At 42.5% G+C, this 26,165-nt stretch carries 22 protein-coding genes and 2 tRNA genes; 20 read left to right on the top strand and 4 right to left on the bottom strand.

Annotation, left to right across the window (positions count from 1 at the left end; translation table 11 throughout):
- The first annotated feature begins 104 nt into the window (after nucleotides 1–104).
- The 6 genes from T426_RS23210 (at nucleotide 105) to T426_RS0108905 (ending at nucleotide 10,026) form a co-directional block, all read left to right on the top strand.
- A complete protein-coding gene (locus T426_RS23210; protein ID WP_051568965.1) occupies nucleotides 105–2,603 on the top strand; it encodes a glycoside hydrolase family 31 protein in 2,499 nt (832 codons plus the stop codon).
- A 17-nt stretch (nucleotides 2,604–2,620) separates the two neighbouring features.
- The gene (locus T426_RS0108925; protein WP_025865444.1) at nucleotides 2,621–5,299 is read left to right on the top strand and encodes an alpha-L-rhamnosidase-related protein; all 2,679 of its coding nucleotides are present in this window, start codon (nucleotides 2,621–2,623) and stop codon (nucleotides 5,297–5,299) included.
- A 227-nt stretch (nucleotides 5,300–5,526) separates the two neighbouring features.
- A complete protein-coding gene (locus tag T426_RS25045) occupies nucleotides 5,527–7,542 on the top strand; it encodes a helix-turn-helix domain-containing protein (protein WP_025865445.1) in 2,016 nt (671 codons plus the stop codon).
- A gap of 115 nt (nucleotides 7,543–7,657) precedes the next feature.
- Nucleotides 7,658–8,395 (top strand): energy transducer TonB, encoded by a 738-nt coding sequence (locus T426_RS0108915; protein WP_036984824.1) that lies wholly within the window; start codon nucleotides 7,658–7,660, stop codon nucleotides 8,393–8,395.
- Between the two features lie 396 nt (nucleotides 8,396–8,791).
- Nucleotides 8,792–9,316: an RNA polymerase sigma factor gene (locus T426_RS0108910; protein WP_025865447.1), complete on the top strand. Its 525-nt coding sequence runs from the start codon at nucleotides 8,792–8,794 to the stop codon at nucleotides 9,314–9,316.
- Nucleotides 9,313–10,026 carry a hypothetical protein gene (locus T426_RS0108905; RefSeq protein ID WP_025865448.1) on the top strand — a complete coding sequence of 238 codons (714 nt, stop codon included), beginning with the start codon at nucleotides 9,313–9,315 and terminating at the stop codon, nucleotides 10,024–10,026. Before T426_RS0108910 ends, T426_RS0108905 begins: the two co-directional genes overlap by 4 nt.
- Nucleotides 10,027–10,109: 83 nt before the next feature.
- On the opposite strand, the gene T426_RS0108900 is transcribed toward T426_RS0108905, so the two are convergent.
- Both T426_RS0108900 and T426_RS0108895 read right to left on the bottom strand, forming a co-directional pair.
- Entirely contained in the window at nucleotides 10,110–13,559 is a 3,450-nt protein-coding gene (locus T426_RS0108900; RefSeq protein WP_051568963.1) for a PPi-type phosphoenolpyruvate carboxykinase family protein, read from the bottom strand.
- A 287-nt stretch (nucleotides 13,560–13,846) separates the two neighbouring features.
- On the bottom strand, nucleotides 13,847–14,560 hold the full coding sequence (locus T426_RS0108895; RefSeq protein ID WP_025865449.1) for a DUF6567 family protein: 714 nt from the start codon (nucleotides 14,558–14,560) through the stop codon (nucleotides 13,847–13,849).
- A 296-nt stretch (nucleotides 14,561–14,856) separates the two neighbouring features.
- Here T426_RS0108895 and T426_RS25730 point away from each other — a divergent pair, with 296 nt between their 5' ends.
- From T426_RS25730 to T426_RS0108870, 5 genes are all read left to right on the top strand, one after another.
- Nucleotides 14,857–14,997, top strand: a complete 141-nt coding sequence (locus T426_RS25730; RefSeq protein ID WP_153637617.1) for a hypothetical protein — start codon at nucleotides 14,857–14,859, stop codon at nucleotides 14,995–14,997.
- 226 nt (nucleotides 14,998–15,223) lie between these two features.
- On the top strand, nucleotides 15,224–15,943 hold the full coding sequence (locus tag T426_RS0108885; protein WP_153637616.1) for a DUF6261 family protein: 720 nt from the start codon (nucleotides 15,224–15,226) through the stop codon (nucleotides 15,941–15,943).
- A 258-nt stretch (nucleotides 15,944–16,201) separates the two neighbouring features.
- Nucleotides 16,202–16,873, top strand: a complete 672-nt coding sequence (locus T426_RS0108880; RefSeq protein ID WP_025865453.1) for a 2,3-bisphosphoglycerate-dependent phosphoglycerate mutase — start codon at nucleotides 16,202–16,204, stop codon at nucleotides 16,871–16,873.
- An 81-nt stretch (nucleotides 16,874–16,954) separates the two neighbouring features.
- Nucleotides 16,955–17,509: a GNAT family N-acetyltransferase gene (locus T426_RS0108875; protein ID WP_025865454.1), complete on the top strand. Its 555-nt coding sequence runs from the start codon at nucleotides 16,955–16,957 to the stop codon at nucleotides 17,507–17,509.
- A gap of 4 nt (nucleotides 17,510–17,513) precedes the next feature.
- Nucleotides 17,514–17,972: a GNAT family N-acetyltransferase gene (locus T426_RS0108870; protein WP_025865455.1), complete on the top strand. Its 459-nt coding sequence runs from the start codon at nucleotides 17,514–17,516 to the stop codon at nucleotides 17,970–17,972.
- Between the two features lie 63 nt (nucleotides 17,973–18,035).
- On the opposite strand, the gene T426_RS0108865 is transcribed toward T426_RS0108870, so the two are convergent.
- Nucleotides 18,036–18,404 (bottom strand): MotA/TolQ/ExbB proton channel family protein, encoded by a 369-nt coding sequence (locus T426_RS0108865; protein WP_027585554.1) that lies wholly within the window; start codon nucleotides 18,402–18,404, stop codon nucleotides 18,036–18,038.
- Nucleotides 18,405–18,617: 213 nt separating this feature from the next.
- Between T426_RS0108865 and T426_RS0108855 the strand changes: the two genes are divergently transcribed.
- Nucleotides 18,618–19,676 (top strand): sensor histidine kinase, encoded by a 1,059-nt coding sequence (locus T426_RS0108855; protein ID WP_027585552.1) that lies wholly within the window; start codon nucleotides 18,618–18,620, stop codon nucleotides 19,674–19,676.
- A 2-nt stretch (nucleotides 19,677–19,678) separates the two neighbouring features.
- Nucleotides 19,679–20,395, top strand: coding sequence for a LytR/AlgR family response regulator transcription factor (locus T426_RS0108850; RefSeq protein ID WP_025865616.1), 717 nt, complete (start codon nucleotides 19,679–19,681; stop codon nucleotides 20,393–20,395).
- A gap of 25 nt (nucleotides 20,396–20,420) precedes the next feature.
- On the opposite strand, the gene T426_RS0108845 is transcribed toward T426_RS0108850, so the two are convergent.
- Complete coding sequence (locus tag T426_RS0108845; protein WP_027585551.1) at nucleotides 20,421–20,621, bottom strand: hypothetical protein; 201 nt, start codon at nucleotides 20,619–20,621, stop codon at nucleotides 20,421–20,423.
- A 347-nt stretch (nucleotides 20,622–20,968) separates the two neighbouring features.
- Here T426_RS0108845 and T426_RS0108840 point away from each other — a divergent pair.
- From T426_RS0108840 to T426_RS0108810, 7 genes are all read left to right on the top strand, one after another.
- Nucleotides 20,969–21,041: transfer RNA gene (locus tag T426_RS0108840), tRNA-Lys, on the top strand.
- A 151-nt stretch (nucleotides 21,042–21,192) separates the two neighbouring features.
- Nucleotides 21,193–21,265: transfer RNA gene (locus tag T426_RS0108835), tRNA-Lys, on the top strand.
- A gap of 483 nt (nucleotides 21,266–21,748) precedes the next feature.
- Complete coding sequence (locus tag T426_RS0108830; protein WP_025865617.1) at nucleotides 21,749–22,255, top strand: RNA polymerase sigma factor; 507 nt, start codon at nucleotides 21,749–21,751, stop codon at nucleotides 22,253–22,255.
- A gap of 118 nt (nucleotides 22,256–22,373) precedes the next feature.
- A complete protein-coding gene (locus T426_RS0108825) occupies nucleotides 22,374–22,922 on the top strand; it encodes a DJ-1 family glyoxalase III (RefSeq protein WP_025865618.1) in 549 nt (182 codons plus the stop codon).
- Nucleotides 22,923–23,121: 199 nt separating this feature from the next.
- Nucleotides 23,122–23,604 (top strand): DoxX family membrane protein, encoded by a 483-nt coding sequence (locus T426_RS0108820; RefSeq protein WP_025865619.1) that lies wholly within the window; start codon nucleotides 23,122–23,124, stop codon nucleotides 23,602–23,604.
- 27 nt (nucleotides 23,605–23,631) lie between these two features.
- A complete protein-coding gene (locus T426_RS0108815; RefSeq protein ID WP_025865620.1) occupies nucleotides 23,632–25,224 on the top strand; it encodes a Gfo/Idh/MocA family protein in 1,593 nt (530 codons plus the stop codon).
- A gap of 35 nt (nucleotides 25,225–25,259) precedes the next feature.
- On the top strand, nucleotides 25,260–26,114 hold the full coding sequence (locus tag T426_RS0108810) for a sugar phosphate isomerase/epimerase family protein (RefSeq protein ID WP_025865621.1): 855 nt from the start codon (nucleotides 25,260–25,262) through the stop codon (nucleotides 26,112–26,114).
- Nucleotides 26,115–26,165 lie beyond the last annotated feature (51 nt).

Below are 26,165 nucleotides of genomic sequence, written 5' to 3'. Positions count from 1 at the left end.
AGAAAGACCAGAGAAACAAATAGAGAATAAGTAAAAAGAGTAGAAGGATCATCGGTTCTTCAGGGGATGCTTTGTGTTTCCTGAACCAAATAATAAGACGAAAAATGATAAAACGAATCATACAAACGGTAGCTTTTGTGCTCTTCTTTGCAGGAATAATAAAAGCTTCAGATGTTATTCATCCGGGGAATTGCCGGAGTTATTCAGTCGAGGGAAATACGGCTGTATTTACCTGTGAAAACAACATCAACGTTCAGATAAAAGAAGTCGGTCCCGGAATCATCCGAATATGGTACGATACCGACGATTTTCACAGAAATAATCAGTCATTTGCCGTAGTAGCCGACGAATCCAATGGGAACCAAAAGCTGAATATTTCGGAGCAACCACAACACTACGAAATATACACCGGCGATTTGATCATCCGGGTACGGAAAGCTCCTTTCCACATCAGTATTTTCGACAAGTATCAGAAACTATTGATGGATGATTACCAAAATCGCGGTTTCGAAATGGATTCCACCCGAATGGCCAGTTACGTTAGCCTGCGTCCGGGGGAACGCATCTACGGACTGGGCGAAAAAAACGGTTCCATCAATCGCGTTGGTCACCAGTTTAAAATGTGGAACAGTGATAATCCCTGTTACGAGGTCGACAAAGACCCACTTTACAAAAGCATTCCCTTTTTCATGAGCAGCGAGGGTTACGGAATCTACTTCGACAATACCTACAAAACGATCTATCATTTTGGCTCTGAATCAGGCGATAACTATTCGTTCGCAACTCCCGGCGGCGAGATGATTTACTACTTTATCTACGGTCCTTCTTACAAACAGATTATCGGCCGGTACATGAATCTGACCGGTCATCCCATCATGCCGCCCGATTGGGCACTCGGATTCTCGCAATCGCGTGGTATGCTAACCAATGAAAAGCTCACACGCGAGATTGCCAAAGGCTTCCGCGACCGGCAAATTCCCTGCGATATCATTTTTCAGGACATTGGCTGGACGCAGTATTTGCAGGATTTCAATTGGCGAAGGGAGAATTACACCGACCCGGTGAAGATGCTAGAAGACCTCGAAAATCAGGGATTCAAAGTAATTGTTTCGCAGGACCCAGTGGTTTCACAAAACAACAAAGCACAATGGACAGAAGCCGATTCGCTGGGCTATTTTGTGAAAGATATTCGTACCGGAAAATCGTATGACATGCCCTGGCCCTGGGGCGGAAACTGCGGCGTGGTCGATTTCACTAATCCTGCAGTCGCCGACTGGTGGGGTAACTACCAGCAAAAAGTAATTGACCAGGGTGTACGCGGTTTCTGGACTGATATGGGCGAACCCGCCTGGAGTAACGAAGAGAGCACTGACCGGCTCAACATGAAGCACTACCTGGGCATGCACGCCGAAATACACAACGTTTTCGGCCTCACCTGGGACAAGGTTGTAACCGAAGAATTTGAAAAACACAATCCGAATACTCGCATTTTCCAAATGACCCGTTCGGCTTTCGCCGGAATGCAGCGGTACACCTTCGGTTGGTCAGGCGATTCAGGTAATGGTGACGACGTGACTCAAGGCTGGAAAAAACTCACTGCACAAATTCCGTTGGCCCTTTCCGCCGGGATGGGCGGTATTCCCTTCTGGAGTTGTGATATTTCGGGCTATTGCGGCGATATAACCGACTACCAGGCCGAAGGCGAGCTCTATACCCGCTGGATGCAATTCGGGGTATTTAATCCCATCAGCCGCGCCCACCACGAGGGTAACAACGCCGTGGAACCGTGGCGGTTTGGTCCGGAAGTAGAAGCCATCTGCAAAAAAGCTATTGAACGGAAATACCAGCTTTTCCCATACATCTACTCGTATGCACGGAAAGCGCATGATACAGGCCTTCCGCTAATGCGCGCCCTAATGCTCGAATATCCCGATGATCCGGAAACAGCCGATCTAAATAGTGAATTCCTTTTCGGGAAGGAATTGCTGGTTGCTCCGGTAACGGAAGAAGGCGCCGCTTCGAAAAAAGTCTATCTCCCGGAAGGCGAATGGATTGACTTTGAGCATCCGAAAACGGTTTATACCGGGAAGCAGTGGATTGATTATCCGGTTTCGCTGGAAACCACGCCCCTCTTTGTCCGCAAAGGTTCCATCGTTCCCATGATGCCGGTCATGCAATTCATTAAACAAAACCCGCGTTATCCTTTAATCCTGCATGTTTATCCGGCTTCAGTGAATAAAAAGGCCACTTTTTCGGTATACGAAGACGACGGCGAAAGCAATGACTACAAACGAAACATCTTCGCCGAAAGACAACTGGTTTGCAGCACGACCCGCGAAGCTTATGCCATTAATTATTCACTGAAGGTATCAAATGGTTACGAACTTACTCCCAGAGAGTTAGTTTATCAGCTCTATTTGGATAAAGCTCCGCATTCCGTTATCACACAAGACGGAAAAATGAAGAAAGTAAAGGAAGCCTGGAATCCTTCCGGGAAACATTTCGCGAAGCGCGTTCAATGGTCCTGGGATAAGGCTGCACATGTGTGTACCATTTACGTCCCGGCCAACCAAACAGTAGCACATATAACCATCGAAAAATAGCGACTAACCGCATAACAATGAAACAATTACTATCAATTGCCATGGTATTGCTTTTCGTGGCGACCTTCTCTTCCTGTCGGAAAAAGGAAAAAGTGCTGTATCAAAGTCCGGAATTTACGGTCTATTCCGACCGGGTTGTTCAGGATTCCTTTGTAGCCAAAGCGCTTTCGGATACGCACATGGTGACCAACTACAAAAGTCCGGCGAAACAGGCATTCAGTCCTCTGCTTCAATTCAAATTCAGCATCAATGGCAAGGATAATGAGCTGGACTTCAATGTCAATCACGAGGCTGATTTAAGCCCTACCGGGAATCAACCGGTGGTCATCAATGCCGTATTCGGAAAACGAAGCGAACTTTCACCCGAGCATCAGTCTGCAGTAAACCTACCGGAGAATACCAAAGTGCAGTTCAATCTCGATATGCGTCCGGTACTGAACGCTTTCAAAACCAAAGGCTACTACGAAGATATTCATGGTAATAAAATTTACCGGAAGGATTTTAAGGGCGTGTACATTGCCGGAAGTGCTTATCCGTTGAACTGGGACTTCGAGAACCTGCCCAACAACAAACAACTGGAACTCACCGACCCTGATGGCGATGGCATTTACAGTGTAACATTGGTCTTCAATGCTTTTGATCCGGATGCGCATGTCGGACCTGAATGGAAACTGAAGAATGACATCGCTCAATATCCGGTTTTTAGGAGTGAGTCTCCGCTACTGAATTCCATCTACCGGCTTTCTTTGGACGAGCTGAAACAGGACATTGAAGCCGACAGTACCTTTCGCACCGGCGATAAATGGGGCGGTGTCTGGACCCGGGACATCAGCTACAGCATCGTACTGTCGCTGGCAATGTTAGAACCGGAGGTGGCCAAAATCAGCTTAATGAAGAAAGTGAAAGATGGCCACATTATTCAGGACACCGGGACCGGCGGTGCGTGGCCTGTTTCGTCCGATCGGGTTGTGTGGTCTTTGGCTGCCTGGGAGATATACAAAACCACCGGTGACAAAAACTGGCTGAAAACGAGCTACGAAATTGTTCGCAACTCGGTAGAATGCGATCAACGGACCATCGTTGACCCGGCAATCGGTTTGATGCGTGGGGAATCATCTTTCCTCGACTGGCGGAAGCAAACGTATCCGCGTTGGATGCAGCCCGTCGATATCTATGCATCAATGAACCTGGGAACGAATGCCGTTCATTACCAAACGCTCAAAGTGTTGGGCAAAATGGCCAATGAATTGGGAGCAACCGATTCGTGGAGTGCCAAAGCTGATTCACTGAAAAAGAGCATAAATGCACACCTGTGGGAAGCAGACAAGGGCTACTATGGGCAATACCTTTACGGTCGAAACGCCTTTAGTCTTTCGCCGCGTTCTGAATCCCTGGGCGAAGCGTTTACCTTGCTTTTCGGTATTGCCGATTCATCCAGAAGCCAGTCGGTGCTGGAAAATACACCGCTTCTCCCCTACGGAATTCCCTGTATTTATCCGCAAACCCCGGGTATTTCGCCATACCACAACAATGGCAGCTGGCCCTTTGTGCAGGCATTCTGGACTTTGGCTGCAGCAAAAGAAAAACAGCAAAGCATGGTCGCCTATAGCTATGCGACTCAGCTTCGGGCCGCAGCCTTATTTTTGACAAACAAGGAAAACATGGTTGCTGAAACGGGCGATTTTGCCGGAACCGTACTCAATTCCAGTCGCCAGTTGTGGAGTATTGGGGGTCAACTGGCCATGACTTTCCGAATCATATTTGGTATAATCCCGGGACCCGATAGTCTGCGTTTTCATCCGGTTATTCCGAAAAACTTTGGTGGAACTTACCATTTGGATAATTTTCATTATCGTGAATCTATTTTATCACTGACAGTAAGTGGATTTGGTAATTCTGTTTCAACTTTTAAATTAGATGGGAGGTTGCTCAAAACACCTGTTATTCCTTCCGGTTTAACCGGAAAACATACCGTTGAAATGGTGATGAACAATCATCCGGACAGACCTGCTGTGAAAATGGCTCCTTTTATAACTGCTCCTGCTACTCCCGAGGCAGAGCTCAAGGGAGAAGTTTTGACCTGGAACTCCATCAAAGGGGCTGCCAAATATCGCATCGTCAAAAACGGAACGGTTGTCTCAGAAATAAAGGATACCACAAGCCTAATTTTTAAAAAGAGTGTACCTGCAACTTACCAGGTTGACGCGGTGGCAAATGATGGTACAACTTCATTTTTAAGCCAGCCTGTTGAAATTTTTCCAACATCCTCTCTTATAGCAATTCAGGCAGAGCAATTCAATTATCCATTAAAGAAAGAAGTGAGTGGATATATAGGTAATGGTTACGTTGAATTCAATCTCGAAAACAATCGGCCTTTTAGTTTCAGGGTAACCCTCCCAACGACTGGAGTTTACCGCTTCCGTTTTCGATATGCCAACGGCAGCGGACCGGTGAATACCGACAATAAATGCGGTATTCGCTCTTTCTATCTAGACAATCAATTTAAAGGAGCGCTGGTTTTTCCGCAAAGGGGAAAAAACGAGTGGTCCGATTGGGGATGGAGCAATGTAGTGGATGTAAAGTTAAGCAAAGGTACACATCAGTTCAGTATACAGTTTGATGATTGTAACACCAACATGAATGGTAAAGTTAACCGATTCTTACTCAATGAAATTCAATTAGTTCGAATACAATAATAAACAGAACACCAGAGAAGCAGAGGCGCGAGGATTGGCGTCTCTGCTTCTTTGATAAATAGATACGGTGTTTAGAGTATTTAATGAAAAACAGCAACTTCCAGTCATTAGATGAGAGATAGCTACCTGGCTTGACGAGCATCACAGTCAATTCATTGCAAAAAAAATTCATTCTCCGTAACTTCGAATAAAGGAGTCCAGAAAGTCAGCATCTTATAAGAAATGCCATGGACAGGCAAACCACAAATTCGCAGACTTTTGTTCAAAAACTCACCGAAATAATTGAGACCAACCTGAAAAATGAACAGTTTGGAGTAAGTGAATTGGCCCGTGAAATGGGCATGAGCCGCTCAAATCTTTACACGAAAATAAAAAGGATAACGAAAAAGTCAGTTAGCCGTTTTATCAGCGAAGTCCGTTTGAAAAAGGCCATGGAATTACTTAAGCAAACTTCCTTGACGGTCTCAGAAGTTTCTTACGAAGTGGGTTTTGGTAGTCCAACTTATTTTAGCAAGTGTTTTCATGACCATTACGGAGTTTCCCCTGGAGAAGTTAACAAAGACAATGAAAGCTATTCTGAGTCTGAACCGACTCCCCAACATGATATTGATATTTTAAAAAGACGGAATAAAACGAAACTCATTTTCGCGGCAACCACCGTAATCATTTTGGTTATTATCTCTTTCATGGTTGTAAAGCCACTCTCCTTCCGGGAAAGAAATGAAGAAAAGTCCATTGCGGTTCTTCCACTTAAAAATTTGACCGGTGAAACAGAAAACGATTATTTGGTGGATGGTATACATGATGCACTAATTGGTGAATTGGGCCGGATTGAATCACTTCGGGTAATTTCCAGAACCTCTACGCTCCGTTACCGCGACAGCAACATGCTGTTAAAAGACATTGCCAACGAACTGGGTGTCAATACCATTATGGAGGGATCAATAATCGGTGCCGGTGATAGCCTTCGGATGCTGATCCAGTTAATTGATGTGTTTCCAAAAGAAAGGCACATTCTGTCCAATGAATATCATGACGGCATTAGTAATATTTTGACGCTTCAGTCTGAGGTGGTAAAAGATATCGCCAAAAAAACCGACTTGAAACTTTCGAAAAAGGAAGAACAGCAATTAAACAGAGCACGAACAATCAATCCGGAGACCTACAAAGCCTATCTGAGAGGCATGTATTACGTAAACCAGGGAACAAAAGAGTCATTTGAGAAAGGCATTGGTTACTTAAATGAAGCAATTAAAAAGGACCCGGGAGATCCACTTGCCTACGCAGGTCTGGCTCTGGGATATGCCACCAAGGGGCATGGGCAATTGGAATCGGAAGAATCATTTCGTCGTGCCATGTCAGCTGCTAACAAAGCAATCAAATTGGATCCAACAATTGACGAGGCTTATACAGCCTTAGCTTTGCTTTATTTATATGATTTATGGGACTGGGCAAAGGCAAAAGAAACCTTTGAAGGTGCCCTCGCCAATAATCCCAACAATGCAATTGCCAACGCTCATTTTGCCTGGTACTATGCTCTTTTTGGTGATTTTGAAGAATCGGTTCGTTATGCAAAAAGGGCGGTCATGATTGAACCGTTGTCAGCTTCGTACAATGCATGGTTAGCCATGTTGTATATTCACATTGAAGAATATAATTTGGCGGAAAACTATGCCCGGAAAGCGTTATCCATTAAAGAAGATACACCATATGGGTATTTTGTGTTGGGCGAGATATGTATCATAAAAGGTCAATATCAACAGGCCATTGAATATCAGGAAAAATTACCTAAAAAAGGAACCTATTATAAAGTAATGCGCGGCTATGCGTATGTGAAAGCAGGACAAAGGGAAAAAGCATTGGAACTCTGGAATGAGATAGAAGATTACGCGAAAAATCATCGGGTAAATTGTTGCTATAGAGGTATGATGGCGGCCTACCTTGGATTCACGGACAAAGCCTTCGAGTTATTAAATGAAGCCATCGATCGGAAAGATTATCCAGTAATTTATATTAATACTTATGTGTTTACCGAAAGTATCCGCAATGATCCCCGTTTCGATAAACTGCTTGTAAGACTGAATTTGCCAACGGGTAAATCGCCCGTCACAGCTCATCATAAAAGCAACAATCTGATTAAAAATGACCATTTCATTTGTCCAGACTTCATGTATTCACCAGATAATTTGTCCTTTAAAGAGCACTATTTCGACATAGTTTCAACCCAACAAACCATAATTTAAATTCCTTCCCGAAACTTTAAGTTTTTGCCGTCATAGTTGCTATGTAACCGCTGCCCAATGGTTATATATTTCTTTACCGATTGGAGAAAGAATGTCTAACCAAAAAATCAAAATCATGAAAACAAAACTGTTATTGCTATTATTATGCCTGGTCATCTCAGTTCCGGCATTTAGCCAGAATGAAAAAGACCATACGACACTGGAAGAGGTGCAGGTTTCGCCTCCCGAGTTTACAGGTATCGAAGGAGCAACGCGATTCCTGAACGGAGAGAATGCCAACGTATCGCTTCTGAGCCAGTATATGCTGAATCATGTAACGTACCCTGAGATTGATATTGAAAGTATCAGGGAAGGAAAAGAGATCATTCGTTTTACTGTCCATCCTGATGGCTCCTTAACTGATTTTGTTGTAGTCAACAGTGTATCTCCCAGCATTGATCAAGAAGTCATCAATGCCATAAAAACAACTGAGGGCATGTGGAAACCGGGTTACAACAATGAAACCATCGTCCCTATGGAAAAAGAATTCAGCATTGTCTTCAAAATTCCAGGAACGCGCAGTCTTCAATCCCTTGCTGCTAGTCGCTACAAAAGAGGCAGTAAGCTACTCCTGATTAAAGAGAATCCGAAGCGGGCACTTCGCCATTTTGAACAAGGCCTGGTTTATGTTCCAGCGGACAAACCGATGCTATTGTTACATGGGGTGTGCCTTTATGAACTGGGTGACAAAGAGCAAGCCTGTCAGGATTGGAACCGCATCAAAGCACTGGGTGGAATTGAAGCTGAGGGGTGGCTGGAAAATTTTTGTGAAATGAAAGGCTACGCTGAAATGACGGAAATTATTAGCAAATGATTGCAAATAACTCTATGTGTAAATGTCCATTGAGCATTGAGAAAAGAGAGGATTTTGTTACTAACACGGTTCCTCTCTTTTCTTTTGCGTTAGATGAAAATTTTTAGACACAACCAGTTGAGAAATATATCATCATTTGACGAGAACCAGTACCTTGAAAAAAGGGAATAGTGATTTTTAAAATCCCATCGTAAGCCTGAAAGTAGTTCCTTCCTTCTCACTATCCACAACTAGATTATTCTTAGAAAATTAAGAAGACAAAGATGCAGCTTATCAGAAAAGCGATTCTTCTCGTAACCGATGAACCTTCCTTTTGGTCGAAAAGGAAAAAATCTTTCAGAAAATGTAGTTATTTCCGAATACCTTCGTCTAATTGGGTGTAATAAGCTTACAAAAATGGAAATACCAACATCTGAAAAAGCATTCGAGCAGCTGATATTTGAAAATCAGGCAATGTTGATAAAGGTTTGCAACATTTTCTGTAAAACGCAGACCGACAAGGATGACCTTTTTCAGGAGATAACCATCAACCTGTGGAAAGGATTGTCGTCGTTCAAAGGGAATTCCAAATTGTCGACGTGGATTTACCGGGTAAGCCTGAATACCGCCATTTCGAAAGCTGGAAGAAAAAAGAAACGACTGGTGCAGTATCAGGATAAGCTGCCGGAAAGCGCGGCAATTGGTTCGAATGATGATTCAATTGACGAAGAGCAAATACGAATCCTGTATAAAGGAATCGAGCGACTCAAACCAGTTGAAAAAGCGCTGATTCTGCTTTATCTCGAAGAACACTCGTACAGTGAAATTGCCGACATCATTGGAATAAGCGAGAAAAATGCCGGAGTGAAACTACACCGCATCAAACGCAAACTCGAAAAGATCCTTCAGCCTTACATCACCCTCAAACACGCGGAGTCATGAAAACGAACGATATAAAACAAATCTGGAAATCAGCCAACACCGATGAAACAACAGGTAAACGGTACTCATTGAGTAAAATTCAGGATTACCGGAAAAATAAATCACATCAGATGTCAACGTCTGGTTCCCGGGCCATTTGGTTTGATATCGTCTTTAAAGCTTTGATTGCTGCAGCGTTGTTGTTTTTACTTGTTTTTCAGGTAACACAGCCAGTTTATCATCAAATTATTGTTGTTCTGATATCCGTTACCGTATTGCTTTTGGGATTGAATTTTAGTTATATCAAAAAGCTGAAAGCCGTTAAGGAAACAGATGCCATAATGGAAAACCTGGAGAATAAGCTGCATTATTTTAAAACTACCTTCCGGAATTTCATTATCAACAGTTCCCTGTCAAATCCATTATTTGTATTGACTGGTTTTTTCTTCTATTATCAGTTCAAATACCACGAAATAAGGATGGAACTCCCCTGGAACGATCCTATCCTATATCTGTTCCTGTTACTGGCATTCATCATCTCGTTCGGGGCTCAATGGGCCAATTACCGGAGCCAGGTGAAAGAATTGACCGAAACCATTGAAGACCTCTACAATGAAAGTCTCGCTTCAATGAAGATTGCAGAACGCCGGATAAAAAAGCGGAGAAACGTTATCATGTACACCATTTTAATCCTTCTCGGGTTATTGATTTTCCTTTACATTCTGCGATAATTGAAGATTTTTGGAACACGATTAAAAATAAAAGCCACTTCCGTTAAGTCAGGAAGTGGCTTTTTGCATTGTATTTCGATACGTTATTTCAATGGATCGGCTCCAAGCGTACCATATAACTCCTCGATATAGGCTTCTGACTGAACATGAGCCAGTTCTTTTCGGGCAGCTTTAAGTTTCGCTTCCAGCTCAAGCTTTTGAACGGCTTCTTTCAGGTTTTCACGCTGCATTGCATCTTCCAGGTAAGCGATGGTTTGATTCTGGAATTTGATATCACGATCCTGTTTAACTTTCAAGCGATGCTTGTACCAATCGCTGTTCATCACATAGTCCCGGGTAAACATTTTACGAACTTCGGGATGTTCCCGATCCTTGCCTTCATATTCTCCGTTAACCATAATGGAGACCAGTGACTGCAACGGCGGACACAATGCTTCGTAGGTTCCGTCCGTCATCAACCCTTCCGCTACCCGCTTTTGGGTAATCGAAAGATTCTTCAGCGAATGCACAAAAGTATCCATATCCTGCAATTCGGGCTGGAGCATATCTTTCGTAAAAACAGCATCCGGGTTATTGAAAATACGGCCAAGGAAATGGTGAACAAACTTGATGGTGATGCGGTATCCCAACAAACTCGCCTCTATTACCTCTCCATCGTGTTCAATATTGTTCACTTTTTCCAGGTAACCATTTTTGATCAAATATTTCGGGTCACGCTCGTCTACCGACATGCGCGAAATAACTTCAGGCATTAACAGGCTGATATCGTGATCGACTTTATATTTAGGACCAACATAACCGGCAGCTGATGAGAGCGGCTCGTATCCTGTAAGAATATACGACAGCAACGCATTGTTCAGGTCGGCAGCTACCAAAAGATTGTTAAACGGCCCTTTGGTAAGCGCACCCTCCGAACCAAAACCGGTAGTAGATGGTGATTTACCGGTAATGCTACAGATAAAGTCGATAAACAATTCCGGTAATTCCTGGTAATGAATTGGATTATAAATAGCCAGTGGCGGTACGTTAGCCTTTTCGTCGGCCGGGTTATTCCTTCTTCCCGGAAGGACACTGTTCACTGGTAAATAAAGGGGTTTATTCAATGGTATCTTGCGAAAGATTCGTTCGCAGGTTTCTGCCAGGTATTTGTCCGTTGAGTCCACCAAATCGGGGCGAACCTGCAAATACCGGGGATTTTGAGACGGAGCACCATTTACCAGGCGAGGCTCCGATGGCACTACCAGGTAATTGGGTTCATCACTTTCCAGGAAATTATTAATCAAATCCTTCACTGGCTTAGTATAGAAATCAAAGCCGATGGTATCTTCTTTAATCTCCTTCACCTGCTCACGTGTTAAAGGCTCGAAATTCGACAGGAAGGTATTCGGGTTAGTCAAATCAGCTTCGGCCTGTTTATCGTATCCTTTCACCACACAATCATCCGGACGTTGAAAGAGACGGGCTTCACAGTTGGTCAGTAACTTCACGCTGGGATTTGAATATTGCGGATTCAAGTCCGACAGCTGATCGGTTTTCACAATGATGGAAGCAGTAATATCATCTTCTACCTGAACTTTTTGGGCAGGATAGAAATCCTGTCGCAACTGGAAAATTCGCCACGAATTGTCCAAATCGTGGCCTACACGCAGATAGTTGGAAATCAGCTTGCGGCCCATGAATTTTAATTCATTTCCTGAACTGCCGTTTATCTGGTCGACCGAAAAATACTCGCGCCAGTGTTGGCTCCATTCCGTGTGATAACGCCTTTTAACAATGTAGATTAAGTCTTTTATCCGTTGTGGAACAGATTTCAACCAGTCGTTGTATTCATCGGTGTATTCATTGGCCGGTGTCAATAACTTGATAACCGAACCCAACGATCGGTTTGTATCCATAATACTGCGAGGCGGCCGTTTGTAATCAACCGGTATTTTGAAACGGTGGGTGAAATCTTTTTGCATGATTTCGTCTACCATATCCAAATCTTTCTGCAAATCATCGGAAACGATGACCGACCCCTGAATCATAGCATCCCTGATGGATTTAGAGATTTCCGATTTTCCACCACCGGAAACAGTACAGGGCTTGTGACACAGCGTTCCTTCGGCCACCGCACCGGTAAGATGCCAGTGGTGACCATTCATCCGTTTCCGCATCTGTATCCGGTAGCCCGACGGCAGAATGTAATATTTCGTAGGCAGGAGCTTAATACTATGATTGCCTTTACCATTCGTCCAACTGACCGTTTGTTCATAAATATTGAACTCAGCATTTTCAGGCACATAAAGAATATTCGGATAATTCTTATCCTGACCATATCCTTCCGGCTGAATATCCATCATATCGCCATAAAGCCTGGTTATTTCTTTAAAAGTAAGATTGTTGTCGGGAAGGCGGTCATCCAGCATGAAACGCTCACCTAAGTCGTAGCTTTGGAAAGCAAGCGCACCACCGGCATGCTCCTCTTCGCAAAGTCCGTATAGGTTGGCTGAGTAACTGATTTGTGTTTTCACCTCTTTTTTACAGTATCCGAAATAGTTATCGGCAATAATGGTTACCACCACTCCCCGCTCATCACGGGCTGTAATCTTAAATGCGCCTCCGTCGTTGTATAGCTCATTCTCATCCCTCCAGCACATTCCATCGAGGCGCTGCCGTTCGGTGGCGTCATCGTAATGTGGAAGTCCCAAATCTTTTTTCTTCATGTGAATGAGATGCGTAGCCAGAATAACGCATCCCGAATGTCCCGTCCAGGTTTCGGGATCAAGTGCCGCATCATTTTCCGGCAGATTGGGATCACCTGCATTACCAAAAATAGATTCGACGAAATCGAGGTTACTAATCAGGTTTCCGGGTGCCAGAAAGAGAATCTCCATAGCCTTTTCCTTTGTAACACCAGCGACTTCAGGTACGACAACCGGACGTAGCATCAGGCTCAGAAATACCTCCGCTTTTTCTTCCTGGTCGGAAGTAAACGGAAGCTCCATCAAATCGATTGGGGGAGCTAAAGCTGCTTCCAACAGTTTGGCAAAAGTTTGTTTCGGAACCGCTTTCTTATCGTTCGGAACGGGTAGCCCTCCTTCTGCCACGTGAAAAACTCCTTTGGTGGTACGTTTATCATGTTTCGGATTGTGCAGAATTCCCTGCGCAGTCCGGTACGACCGAACCATGTCTGTTTCGTAAGAATCTTTGTTGGGAGAAATAGACATCATGCGGGCCAGACCATGTGTGTCGAGCACAAAAGAATTTCCCGGCAAGGAAATATTTTTTTCCCCGGAAACATCAGCCAGGTAGTCGTTCAGGAAGGTTTGAATCCGTTTTCCGATAGGCGATAAATGACTGGACAGAATACGGGACTGCTCTTTGTAATTGTCCAGTAACGGAGAGGCTATTTCCAAAAACTGTGCGGTTCGTTCATCCTCATAGTAAGGATATCCAAGCGCAGCCAGTTTTAGATTAATGTACTGAATCTTCTTTTTCTTGTTGACAGTACGCGTCTTTGTATCAATACCAGCACCAAAAGTCTTTCTCATCGTCAAATCCTTTTTATTATTTAGTAATCTGCTATCAAATTTACAAATAAATCATGCAGTAAAACGTTGCAATATGTACAACGAGCAAGGTTTGCAAAAGTTTTAAAATACAGGTAATATACGGTGATTTGAAAGGATTAAAAATTGGATTCCACAACACAACTTTTTAGCTCATGTTTTGGAAAATCGTAATTAGGATGTTAAAATAAAAGCGCTAAAAAAGCCCTAAACATCGGCATTATTTGCTGTTCAGGGCACTTAACTAGTTATTTTAATACACTACATATCTAATATTTAAGTTTAAGCAGATAGCCGTTCTTGACGGAACGCACCAGTACAAATTGCAGCCCTACACCGACCACTTTCCCGACAACTGTTTCATCCTCTCCACCTTGCGTAAAGGTCGTTGCGTACATATCTCCCGCACGGTAACCTCTGTATTTTTTATTGGGCGAAAAAACGCTATTGACAGACATGTTTGCTACTTTAAAGTTGCCACGACTGGTTTTGTATGATACGCGCATCCGGCCACTCTTTTTAACAGCAACAACAGTTCCTCTGAGTGTCTTGTCAAATATAACCGAATCACCCACTTCAAATAACTTGTTCGCCATATTGGAGGTTCCAAGGCTATTAAGATAGTTAGGAGAAAATGGTGAAACGTCTTCGGTGCCGGTTTTCTTTACTACATCGGCGCTTACCGTCACCTTGGTTTGGATATAAACCAACCAATAACTCTGTTTAAAGTCGACCGTAAAATTCATGTACATTTCATCCTTCTTTAGCGGGCGCGATTTCATCATATTTTGTTTGGCCTGAAGGACCAACGCATCCTTCGATAAACCGCCTATACCGAATACATGGGCTGTTTGGGCGACGCCGACGGCCATATCTTCATACTGAATGTTTTGATCTGATACACCCGAACTTATCATTCCCAGGTGGGTTGCGCACGATGAAAACAGAATCGCTATCATTAGCGCCGGGATAATACGTTTCATAATATGGAATTTTTAATTAGTGAAAACATGTTACAAGTGGTAGATACAATACAACCCTTATTAGTTGCCCGTATCTCATGCCTTGTTGTCCTTTTTTAAGAATAAATTATCAACAGAATTACAACATCACCTGCCTAAATTAGCACTTTAAGACCAAAAAACGGATCAGGAAGGATACATTTTATTAACATATTTAGACGACATAAAAACATCCAAAAAGGATCGGCGGTAACGTTTCCCAAGAGCCACAAAGCATGAATCCGAACTGCAGCAACATTTCCCGAAAATGGGAAAGCATGAGTCAGAACTGCGGCAACGTCTCCCGGAAGTGGGAAGGTATGAATCAGGATTGCGGCAGCGTTTCCCGGAAGTGGGGAAGCATGAATCAGAATTGCGGCAACCTTTTCCGAAAATGGGAAAGCATAAATCCGGGATAACTGTATGACCAAAACCGCAGATACTATATTATCACATAACGAATTCAAGGATTTTCACTGCAAAGTAATTATACAACTACTCAGTTTATGAAAATACATAGGGTGTTTTACAATGTTTTTAGTCTTTATGACAATAAAATAATGATCATAAACATATTTTTTTGTTTTGAATTTCGTTGTCGAAAATTGTAAATTTCTAATGTTTTTCCACTATAAACTAATTATCATGAAACAAATCGAAGACTTTAACCTGTATCCGTTGCGCAACAATGAACACGACCAGTTCATGACCGATATCAAAAAGCTTATTGAGGCCACAACGCCCGAAACGCTGGGAATTACAGCCCTGTATCCTGAATTTATTGCCACGCTGAACAAACTTGATAGCGCGGTGCGTGTAGGCAACGGTAGTAGCCTCTCGGCTAAAATATCAGAGATGGATAATCGTCGGGACAGGACCTGGAGAGCCATACATAAACGGGTTGACGCCACGATTGACAGCCCGGTTGAAGAAGAGGTCAATAGTGCAGAGCTTGTTCAACGGGTTATTTCGCTTTACGGCGATATACGAAGAGTACCCTATAACGAAGAGAGTGCAGCCATAAGCAACTTAGTAAACGATTTACAAAGCGTGAAAAACGCTCCGCATGTGGAACAAATCGGGATAAGCCACTGGGTGGCTGCTCTGAAAGATCAGAATCAGGTATTTCAAGATATCTTCAACGAACGCAATACCGAGTTGTCGGAGCGTGGAAATGGCGATGTGCGTTCGGTCAGGCTTGTTATCGATCCATTGTATGAAAAGATAATTGAACGGATTAATGCCACTATCACACTTAACATGGCTGCCGAAAGTGTGGAGGCATTCGTCAATGAGCTGAACGAGAAAATCAAGTATTATAAAGTACAACTGTCCATTAGGGCCGGTCGCAACAACAAAGAATAAATGATAAACGAATAGATTTAATTTGTTTTTTGCTCATATTGTTGTTTTTCCCACATAGTGGTTTTTAAGGTTAAATAATTTGGTTAGAACGAGCTGTAACGCTAAGTCGGTTATGGCTCGTTTCTTTTGATATTAGGCGAACGATGAAATAAAAGTCATTCTCTTTTACATTTTTTTCAACCTCTGCCCTCTTTAAGTTGTTAAACCGGAGAAATAACCTGAAAAAAGAGTTTTAAACCATTCAATAAAAAAGAAACAATGGCAAAACTGGTATTGGTCCGTCACGGACAATCCCTTTGGAACAAGAAGAACGTATTTACCGGCTGGGTAGACGTCCCGCTGTCAACTGTCGGAATTGAAGAAGCGCTGAAAGCTGGTGAAACACTGGCCGACGTAGAATTTGATGCTGTATATACATCGGTACAGGTTCGTGCCCTCGAAACGGCAATGATTGCTATGGCACAAAACAAAAGCGAAAAAACACCGGTGGTGATTCATTCTGATGGCAAGATGAGCGAATGGGGTGTAATTTACAGCGAAGAGATGAATAAAAATATCATTCCGGTTTACCGCGACTGGCACCTGAATGAACGTTACTATGGTGAGTTGCAGGGAATGAACAAAGCCGAAACCGCAAAAACCTACGGCGACGAGCAGGTTCACATCTGGAGAAGAAGCTACGATGTTCCGCCGCCAAACGGCGAATGTTTGCAGGATACGGCTGAGCGTACCATACCCTTCTTCAAGGAAAACATCCTGAAACAGCTGAAAGAAGGCAAAAACGTGTTGGTTTCAGCTCACGGAAACAGCCTTCGTTCCATTGTAATGTTCATCGAAGAACTGTCTAAAGAGGAAGTACTGAAGCTGGAAATTCCCACCGGTGTTCCGTTGCTCTTCAGTTACGAAAACGATAAACTTACCCGGGAATAATTGACTTTTCCGGAACAAAAATATTAGGCGAACAAGGATTTCACTCCTGTTCGCCTTTTTTAGGGAACAAAAGAAAAAAGGATGTCTGAGTTGTCAGCAGAGACAGAACGGTTGGTTTTACGGTCACCGAAAGAAGAAGATGCCACTTTATTTCATAATTTTCTTGTCGAAAACAGAGATTTCCACAAAGAATGGGTACCCACACGAAATGAAAACTACTATACACATGAAAAAGCGCGGCAGCTTATTATAAACTCACGTGCTTCTTATGTGGAAGGTAGCAGTTGTCTCCTATTCATTTTTGAAAAAAGCAAAAATGAACTGATCGGCACCATTTCACTGACCAACATCGTTTATGGTCCCTTTCTTTCAGCATTCCTGGGCTATGAGCTCACCGCAAAAGAATGGAATAAAGGGTATATGACAGAAGCTGTAAAGGGAATGATAAAAATTGCTTTTCAAACCTTAGGATTACACCGAATTGAAGCCAATGTGATGCCTCGTAATAAGCCGTCTGTGAAGTTATTAAGTAAATCGGGATTTACCGAAGAAGGAATTAGTCGGAAATACCTAAAGATAAATGGTATATGGGAGGATCATCTGCATTTTGTAAAATTGAATAAGGAACTGGAATAGATCGATGATATCACTCAAACAAACCAACTCCGAAAACTCTGATTTTATACAACTTGTTTCGGAGCTCGACGCCGATTTACGGGTGCGCGACGGTAACGAACATGCATTTTACGCGCAATTCAACAAGATTGACCAAATCGGACATGTAATTGTGGCCTATCAGGGTGAAAAACCGGTAGGTTGTGGCGCAATAAAACCGTATGATGGTAACACAATGGAAATTAAGCGGATGTTTGTTCTTCCGGAATTGCGGGGAGAGGGTATTGCATCAAAAGTCCTGAATGCTTTGGAAAGATGGGCAGCGGAACTTGAGTATGAAAAATGCATTTTGGAAACGGGCGTGAAGCAACCTGAAGCCATTGCTCTATACACCAAAAACAACTACAACCGAATTCCCAACTACGGACAGTACAAAGATGCGAAGAGCAGTGTTTGTTTCGAGAAAAAAGTGAAGCAGTCGTAAAAAAGTCTGTCACAACGAAATGCGACAGACTTAGTTTTCATGTTTCTGTTTCTAACCTGAGCCTTATGACTGGTTTGTTTCTTTTCCCATCCAAATAAGAACGATGATTCCCAACCGGGCAATCAGGAAGACAATCAGTCCAAATACCGGAGCTAAAAGTGACACTTTAAGCCCGCCGGCAATTAGAGACATCGATATATCACCGACCTTCTCAATGACACCAAAAGCCTCAATTAAGCCGATCGTTTGTCCCAGAAATCCCCAGACAATGGTAAACAGGCCAATTGAGCCGATTAGAGAAAGTGTTTTCGGGTTATTCCCTTTTTCCAGAAATCCTTTTACGATAAGCACCAGAATCAGGATCAACAGGAATAAGATGGGGAACATGAAGAGCGGACCTCCTTCGATAAGTTTTGCGAAAAATGAAGACATAATTTTTTCTTTTTGGTTGAACACTAATCCAAATGTACCATGGTCTCTTGCTCCAAAATATTTTTTGCGACCAACGAACAGTCAACACCGGTTTTCGACCAGATAAGCAAGATAAAACGATTTTTCGGGCTTATTTCTGCAAAATCGGGATATAATTTGGTATTTCGTCTATAAAAATCCGCAGATTCAGCTAAATTCCCTATCATTATCGTCATGTTTCAGGGAACAACCATAAAACTTCGTTCGGTATTGCTGCATACCATGTTTTGGGTGGTAGTCTGGTTTTTCTATGTCTACTTCTTCAGTTATAAAACCGACAACATTACCTATGTGACCTGGTTTGCCAGCTTTCTGTTACCGGTCACTATGGCTGTCACCTACTTCGTGGTCTATTTTCTGATACCAAGATATTTACTAACAAAGAAGTACCGGCTTTTTGCACTATATGGGGTCTATACGCTCATCATGTCGACCTACCTGATTATTGTGACAATCATAGGGAGCTTTATCTTTCTCACAAACATCCACATAGCCGACATGCCGCTCATGAGCCGAAATTATATATTCATCCTGATTATCGTTTACCTGATAGTCGGTATTATCAGTTCGGTCAGTTTGCTGAATAATAACTTCCGGATTCAGTCACGCAACCGGGAGTTGGAAAAGAAAATTCTGGAAACGCAATTGCAATTTAAAGAACAGGAACTGGATTATCTCAAAAAACAGATTCATCCCCACTTTCTGTTCAATACCTTGAATACACTGTATGGTTTTGCACTGAAGCAATCGAAACAAACGCCCGAAATCATACTGAAGTTGTCCAATATTCTGGATTATATACTCTATCAGGTCAATAAACCAAAAGTTAGTTTGAGCGAAGAAGTTCTGCACGTAAAGGAGTACATTGAACTCGAGAAAATCCGTTTTCAGGATACATTGAAAGTCTCTATTGATGCAGAAGAAATCGACGACAATGTTCCGATTGCCCCCATGTTGTTGATTCCGTTTGTGGAAAACGCGTTTAAGCACGGAAGCATTATTGACGGATTTCTGACAATTGAAATGAATATTACGCTAAAAAACGGGCAATTACATTTCTTCATTCGAAATACGACCAGAAACCACAATGAAAATGACGGGAATGGTGGTATAGGCCTCGAAAATATCCGAAAAAGACTGGAATTGAACTATCCTGATCATCACGAATTAAAAATTGAAAAAAGAGAAAACTGGTACGCTGTTGACCTGACGATAACCGATTTAAAGAACTAAAAATGTCGAAAACCATTCACTGCATTATCGTCGATGACGAGCCCATCGCTCGCGAAATTCTGGAAAGTCATTTGAAGAAGATCGACTCCATACAAATTGAAGCCAGTTGCAAAAATGCAATTGAAGCGTTTCATATCATCAACTCGAAAAAAGTTGACCTGGTTTTTCTTGACATTAACATGCCCGACATTTCCGGCCTTTCTTTTGCCAAATCGATTAACCGAAACATCAAAATCATTTTCACCACCGCCTACCGGGAATATGCAGTCGATGGTTTTGATTTGCAGGCGGTAGATTATCTGCTCAAGCCCATTTCCTTCGACCGGCTGTTTCAAGCGGTCAATAAATATTTCGATGAAAATCTTTCCACTAACCACGATATTTCAGAAGAAACAGAGGAGGAAAAAATCGACTTCATTTTTGTTCGCTCCGACAGAAAAATGATTAAGGTGAATTTTTCCGACATTCTTTACGTCGAAAGTCTGAGCGACTATGTGAAGATTCATTTGGATGACAAAACCATTGTTACGCGGGAAACCATTACCAGTATCGAAGGCAAATTGCCACAAAAAGAGTTTCTCCGCACACACCGGGCCTATATTGTCTCCATCCCCAAACTCGAATCATTTACCAACGAATATGTGGAAATCGGAAAAAAAATGGTTCCTGTCAGCCGGACCTACAAAAATGCTGTTTTAGCGAGGCTTGAGAATTATTAAGAATCATTCCTGCTTTCCTTCATCTTCAACGGCGCTTTTTTGAATAAATAACATATTCGGTCAGCAGTAAAAACAAAGGAAACAGTATGCTTAGTACTGATTGTGTGTCTACTCCCACCACATTGGTTCCGTGAATAATATTCAATGAACGAAAAAGCAAAAAAATAATCACGCCAAGGGTAATACTCTGTAGGATACCAAATATCCAAAATGCAGTTGTTCTCATAGCTACTGGTTTAGTGATCGACTGATCAAGTTAATAGTTCCTCTCGAAAGAGAAAAGGAAGCAAGCAGGATTCACCTCACTTGTCTGTGATATCATCCAGCCAGATTAAGCCGTCGAACGATAACAACAGCTGGTCATATTTAAAAACAATGTCAGTTAATACAGTTATGAGGAAAGTCAAAAAAAATATTTTCAAAAAAAATCACCCGTTCTGAACTTCTGAAAAAAAAGTAGTTGCCCCATACGAAGGCCATTGTTTTAGCGGGATTCAGAATTCATCTTTTGATTTTCTAACAAAAGATTCTACATTTGCATCGCCTTTGAAAAACAAGGGTACAACAAAGGATGACTGAGTAGCTCAGTTGGTAGAGCAACGCCCTTTTAAGGCGTGGGTCCTGGGTTCGAGCCCCAGCTCAGTCACTTTTTTTCAACGTTCTTTTTTTCATTGAAATTATGGCAGAAAACGAAAAATATTTCAGCCATTACGATTAAAAAATACATTCAGTTTTGCATTTCAACGAAAAGAAAATATATTTGCACCGCCTTTGAAAAACAAAGGCATCTAAAGGATGACTGAGTAGCTCAGCTGGTAGAGCAACGCCCTTTTAAGGCGTGGGTCCTGGGTTCGAGCCCCAGCTCAGTCACTTTTCAAAAAAGCCTCCTATTATTGGGAGGCTTTTTTTGTTTCCCTCCTACCTTGAATCGCAAAAAGACTTTGTATTGATTATCATAAATTTCATTTCTTTTCATTAAAAGAAAATTCAATCAGTAAATACATTCCGGGCGAAACTTTATTAAACAATTTCGAAAAACACTTAACCTACAGTAATACTGTGAAATAGAATGACTATTCATGTTGTTTTATACTAAAAGGAAGCCCGCCTACCGCAAAGTGTATAAAAATGTTTCATTTTGTGCGTAATTTAGAATCAATCTTTAAACTTTTTTTTATAAAATAGTGTATCAGTGATTTATGTCATGCCTTATTTAGAATAAGTTCAATTTAATGAAAAGAATCCCCTCCGATCGTTTGCTAAAACAAAAAACTTAGGATAATTTTGATAGTACATTTGATCAACCAAACACGCATTTTAGTCAATCAACGCGAACTTTAATCATCAAAAACCATGACACAGATTCAATTTCAAAACACCTTAATCAGTCTGGAAGACCGGTTGTATCATTTTGCCCTAAGTTTAACAAGTGACCCGGAAAAAGCGCAGGATTTGCTTCAGGAAACCTACCTGAAAGCACTCACCTACCGCGATAAATTCCGGACAAACACCAATTTCAAGGCCTGGATTTATACCATTATGAAGAATACCTTCATTAATGACTACAGGCGCAACGTAAAGGCGAAAAAAACCTTTGATTCAGCCAATAACAATTTCCATCTCACCCTTTCCAAGGATGTTCATTATCCGGCTCCCGATTCTATTCATGCGGAGAAAGAGATTTACAAGAAAATTGACATGCTTGAGAAAGAATTCAGAGAGCCTTTCCAGATGTTTCTGAGCGGGTACAAATACAAAGAAATCGCTGAAAAGCTTGACTTACCGTTAGGTACAGTTAAAAGCCGCATTTTCTTTACCCGTAAAAAGCTCAGTAAGTGGTTAAAAGATTATGCAGTTTAAATAGCTGAAAAATAAGTCTTCAATTTTTCTTCAAGGCCCGGTTAACAATTGTTTCACCGGGCTTTTTGTGTTCAAGCCAGCTAATGATTAACTTTAGTCATCAAAAAAAATACACGATATGACCAACATTGCAGTACACCTTGCCGAGGGATTTGAAGAGATTGAAGCCATCAGCATTATTGATGTTCTCAGGCGTGCCCGTTTCGATGTTTCAACTGTTTCCCTTACAGGAAAGAAAGAGGTAAAGGGTAGTCACAGCATCCCGGTTGTTGCAGACAAACTATTCGAAGAAGTCAATTACGATGATATTGAAATGATTGTTCTGCCCGGAGGTATGCCGGGTGCACGCCATTTAAACGAGCACGAAGGTTTAAAAAAACAGATTAAAGCTTTTGCTGCCGAAGACAAACCCTTGGGCGCTATTTGCGCTGCACCGCTTGTTTTTGGGGAATTAGGACTTCTTGAAGGCAAGAAAGCTGTCTGCTACCCCGGATTTGAAAAATACCTGAAGGGTGCAACCATCCTGAAAGAACCGACGCTGCAATGTGAAAATATTATCATGGGAAGAGGCGCCGGCGTTGCCATTAAATTCGCATTAAAAATTGTCGAATACCTGGAAGACAAAAAGGTGGCAGAAAAACTGGCCGAAGCGATGCTGGTCGAGTAGCAATCGATATCCACATATCACTTGAAAATACTGATGGCATCTCATGCCGGATGCCATTGTCATATCTACCTGCTTGCATAAGTTAAATAATTGTAATAAACACAAAAAGCTATTTAACGTTTTTTCACAATCTCCTTCCTTTTATTAATTTTCGGCAGATTTGTATCTCTATTTAAGCCTAATCAATACTAAACGCATCATGTTAAATCCTAACCAAAAACTTTCCAATGCCCAGCTTGCAGCATTGCTCATACTTCGTGTGGTGATCGGCTGGCATTTTCTCTATGAAGGTATTACCAAGCTTTTGAATCCCAACTGGACTTCGGTTGGCTATTTAATGGATTCAAAAGGATTTTTTTCCGGATTTTATCATTCACTGGCGGCTTCCCCCAAATTACTTCCGGTTATCGACGCTTTAAACGAATGGGGACTTGTCCTCATCGGCGTAGCATTGATAATGGGCCTGTTTACCCATTGGGCCATTTACGGAGGCATGTTGTTGCTGGCCATGTATTATTTCTCTCATCCACCTTTCATTGGATTAACGTATGCCCTTCCTTCCGAAGGAAGTTACCTTTTCATTGATAAGGTGGTCATCGAATTTTTTGCCATGTGGGTATTATCCCTTTTTCCTACCGGGAAAATTATTGGATTCGATCGGTTGCTGGTTAAAACAAAGTGAAATTTAATTATTTGAGAGGAACGAGAAATGAGTGATAATAAGCAAAATCAGGAACATACAGAACAGACCGAGAATAAAAAGAATGTAGGCCGCCGCGACGTGATTAAAAGTCTGGCAACAGTTCCGGTGTTGGGTGCCTTTGCCTACGGTGTTTACAAAAAGAAACAATACGATCGCCTGCTGAGTAATTCAATTACCGATGAAGTTGGTATGAGTTATGAAGAGCCGGCCGCCACTCCCCCTTCGGACCTTAGCGGAAAACCGCTTCGCGTTGGATTGATCGGATACGGTATCCGTGGAAAAATGCTCGCGAAAGCGTTGGGCTTTGCTCATCCCACCATGGTGGACGAGTGGAAAGAAGGCGCCATGAGTAATAAGGACGATAAACGGTACGAAGAGTTTCTTCAACAGGAAAACCTCGGAATTCAGATTACTGCTGTTTGCGATATCTTCAACACTTACGAAAAAATGTGTGCCGAGGCCGGTGCCAATGTCAATCGTGAAGGAACCGGTGGAACCATGGGGCCAATGCCCAAAATCTTTAAGAATTACAAAGAGCTTTGTGCGTCACCCGATATAGATGCCATTGTTATTGCTGCGCCCGATCACTGGCATGGCCCAATGACCATTGAAGCAGCGAAAAATAGCAAGCATGTTTATTGCGAAAAACCCATGACATGGACCGTTGAAGAAACCTATGAGGTCCGAAAAGCAGTAAAAGAGAGTGGAATAACCTTCCAGTTGGGACATCAGGGACGTCAGACTGACAGTTACCAGAAAGCCAAAGAAGCCATCGAAAAAGGTGTGCTGGGGCCAATTAACCTGGTAGAGGTAACCACAAACCGGAATACACCAAATGGTGCTTGGGTATATCCAATACATAAAGACGCCAATCCTGGAACCATCGACTGGGAACAATTTATAGGGCCAGCACCCTGGCATGAATTCAGTCTCGAGCGCTTTTTCCGCTGGCGTTGCTGGTGGGATTACAGCACTGGTTTATCAGGCGACTTGCTGACACACGAGTATGATGCCATCAACCAAATTATGAATGTTGGTATTCCGGATTCAGCGATGTCAACGGGAGGCGTCTATTTCTACAAAGACGGACGGACGGTACCGGATGTGTTGCATACAGTGTTTGAATTCCCGAAACAAGATTTATCACTGGTATACAGCGCCACCCTTTCCAGCCAACATCAACGCGGGAAAGTAGTAATGGGACACGATGCCTGGATGGAGCTCGGACAAACCCTTACCATCAATGCCGACGTAGAATCGACGAAATACGCTGACAAGATCAAGAAAGGTATTATCGATCCGGAACTGCCTATTTATTCTTATATTCCCGGCAGGAAAAATGCAGATGCCGTTACTTCAGCTACCGAAAAGTATTTTGCCGGACGAGGTCTGCTATACACTTACAGGGGTGGCAAACGCGTTGATACAACGCATCTGCACATGAAAGAGTGGGTCGACTGCATCCGTGACGGGAGAGAGCCCAGTTGTAATATTGATCAGGGTTTCGAAGAAGCCATTACAGCACACATGGGAACACTTTCGTATAAGCATAACAAAAAAGTGTTCTGGGATGCTGAAAATGAAAAAATCATCGTGTAAATTTACATTCTAACTAACACTATAAACCGATAAAAATGGGAACAAGACGCGATTTTCTTAAAAAATCAGCTATGCTCACAACCGCTGCAATGGTAGCTCCCACAGTCCTTTCTTCCTGTGGTAAAAAACAAAAAGAAATTGGCCTGCAGATTTACACTGTACGCGATCAGCTAAATGAAGATCTGGAAGGCACACTAAAAAAAGTTGCTGAACTAGGATACAATTCGGTTGAAGCCGCCGGTTTTGGTAATGGTCGTTTTTACGGAAAAGAACCGAAGGAATTTACCAAGATGCTCAACGACATGGGCATGAAGTTCATGTCGAGCCATACGGTATTTGAACCGGATGTTGCTGATGACGTTTGTGCAGCTCACGCCGAAGCTGGTTGCAAGTACATTGTTTACCCTTATCTGCCGGGCCAGTTCCGCGAAAACCTCGACGGTTACAAGAATACTGCGGACAAACTGAATACCTTAGGCCAGATTGCTCAAAAGCATGGCCTTCAGTTTGCCTATCACAACCATAATTTCGAGTTCGAACCCATGGAAGGACAAATTCCTATGGATGTGTTACTAGGCAATACCGACCCGAAATTGGTAAAAAGCGAGTTGGATTTGTATTGGATTACCAAGGGCGGACATACCCCGGTTGAGTATTTCAATAAATTCCCTGGTCGTTTCGAACTCTGGCATGTGAAAGACATGGATAACACTCCGGAACAATTTTTTGCAGCTGTAGGTACCGGAACAATTGATTTTAAACCGATATTTGATGCACGCGAAAAAGCAGGAATGAAACATTTCTTCGTGGAAGAAGATCGTTGTAAAGGCGATATCTGGGAAGATTTGAATACCAGCTTTACGTATTTGAATAACGCAAGTTTTGTATAACGAAATAAGGTCCCGCCGGATTTATTAAAATCCTTCTACTCACCTTACAAA

Source organism: Prolixibacter bellariivorans ATCC BAA-1284 (genome assembly GCF_000621705.1).
GTDB lineage: Bacteria > Bacteroidota > Bacteroidia > Bacteroidales > Prolixibacteraceae > Prolixibacter > Prolixibacter bellariivorans.
The sequence above is the reverse complement of the archived record's forward strand: the minus strand, read 5'-3'. Positions and strand labels throughout refer to the sequence as shown.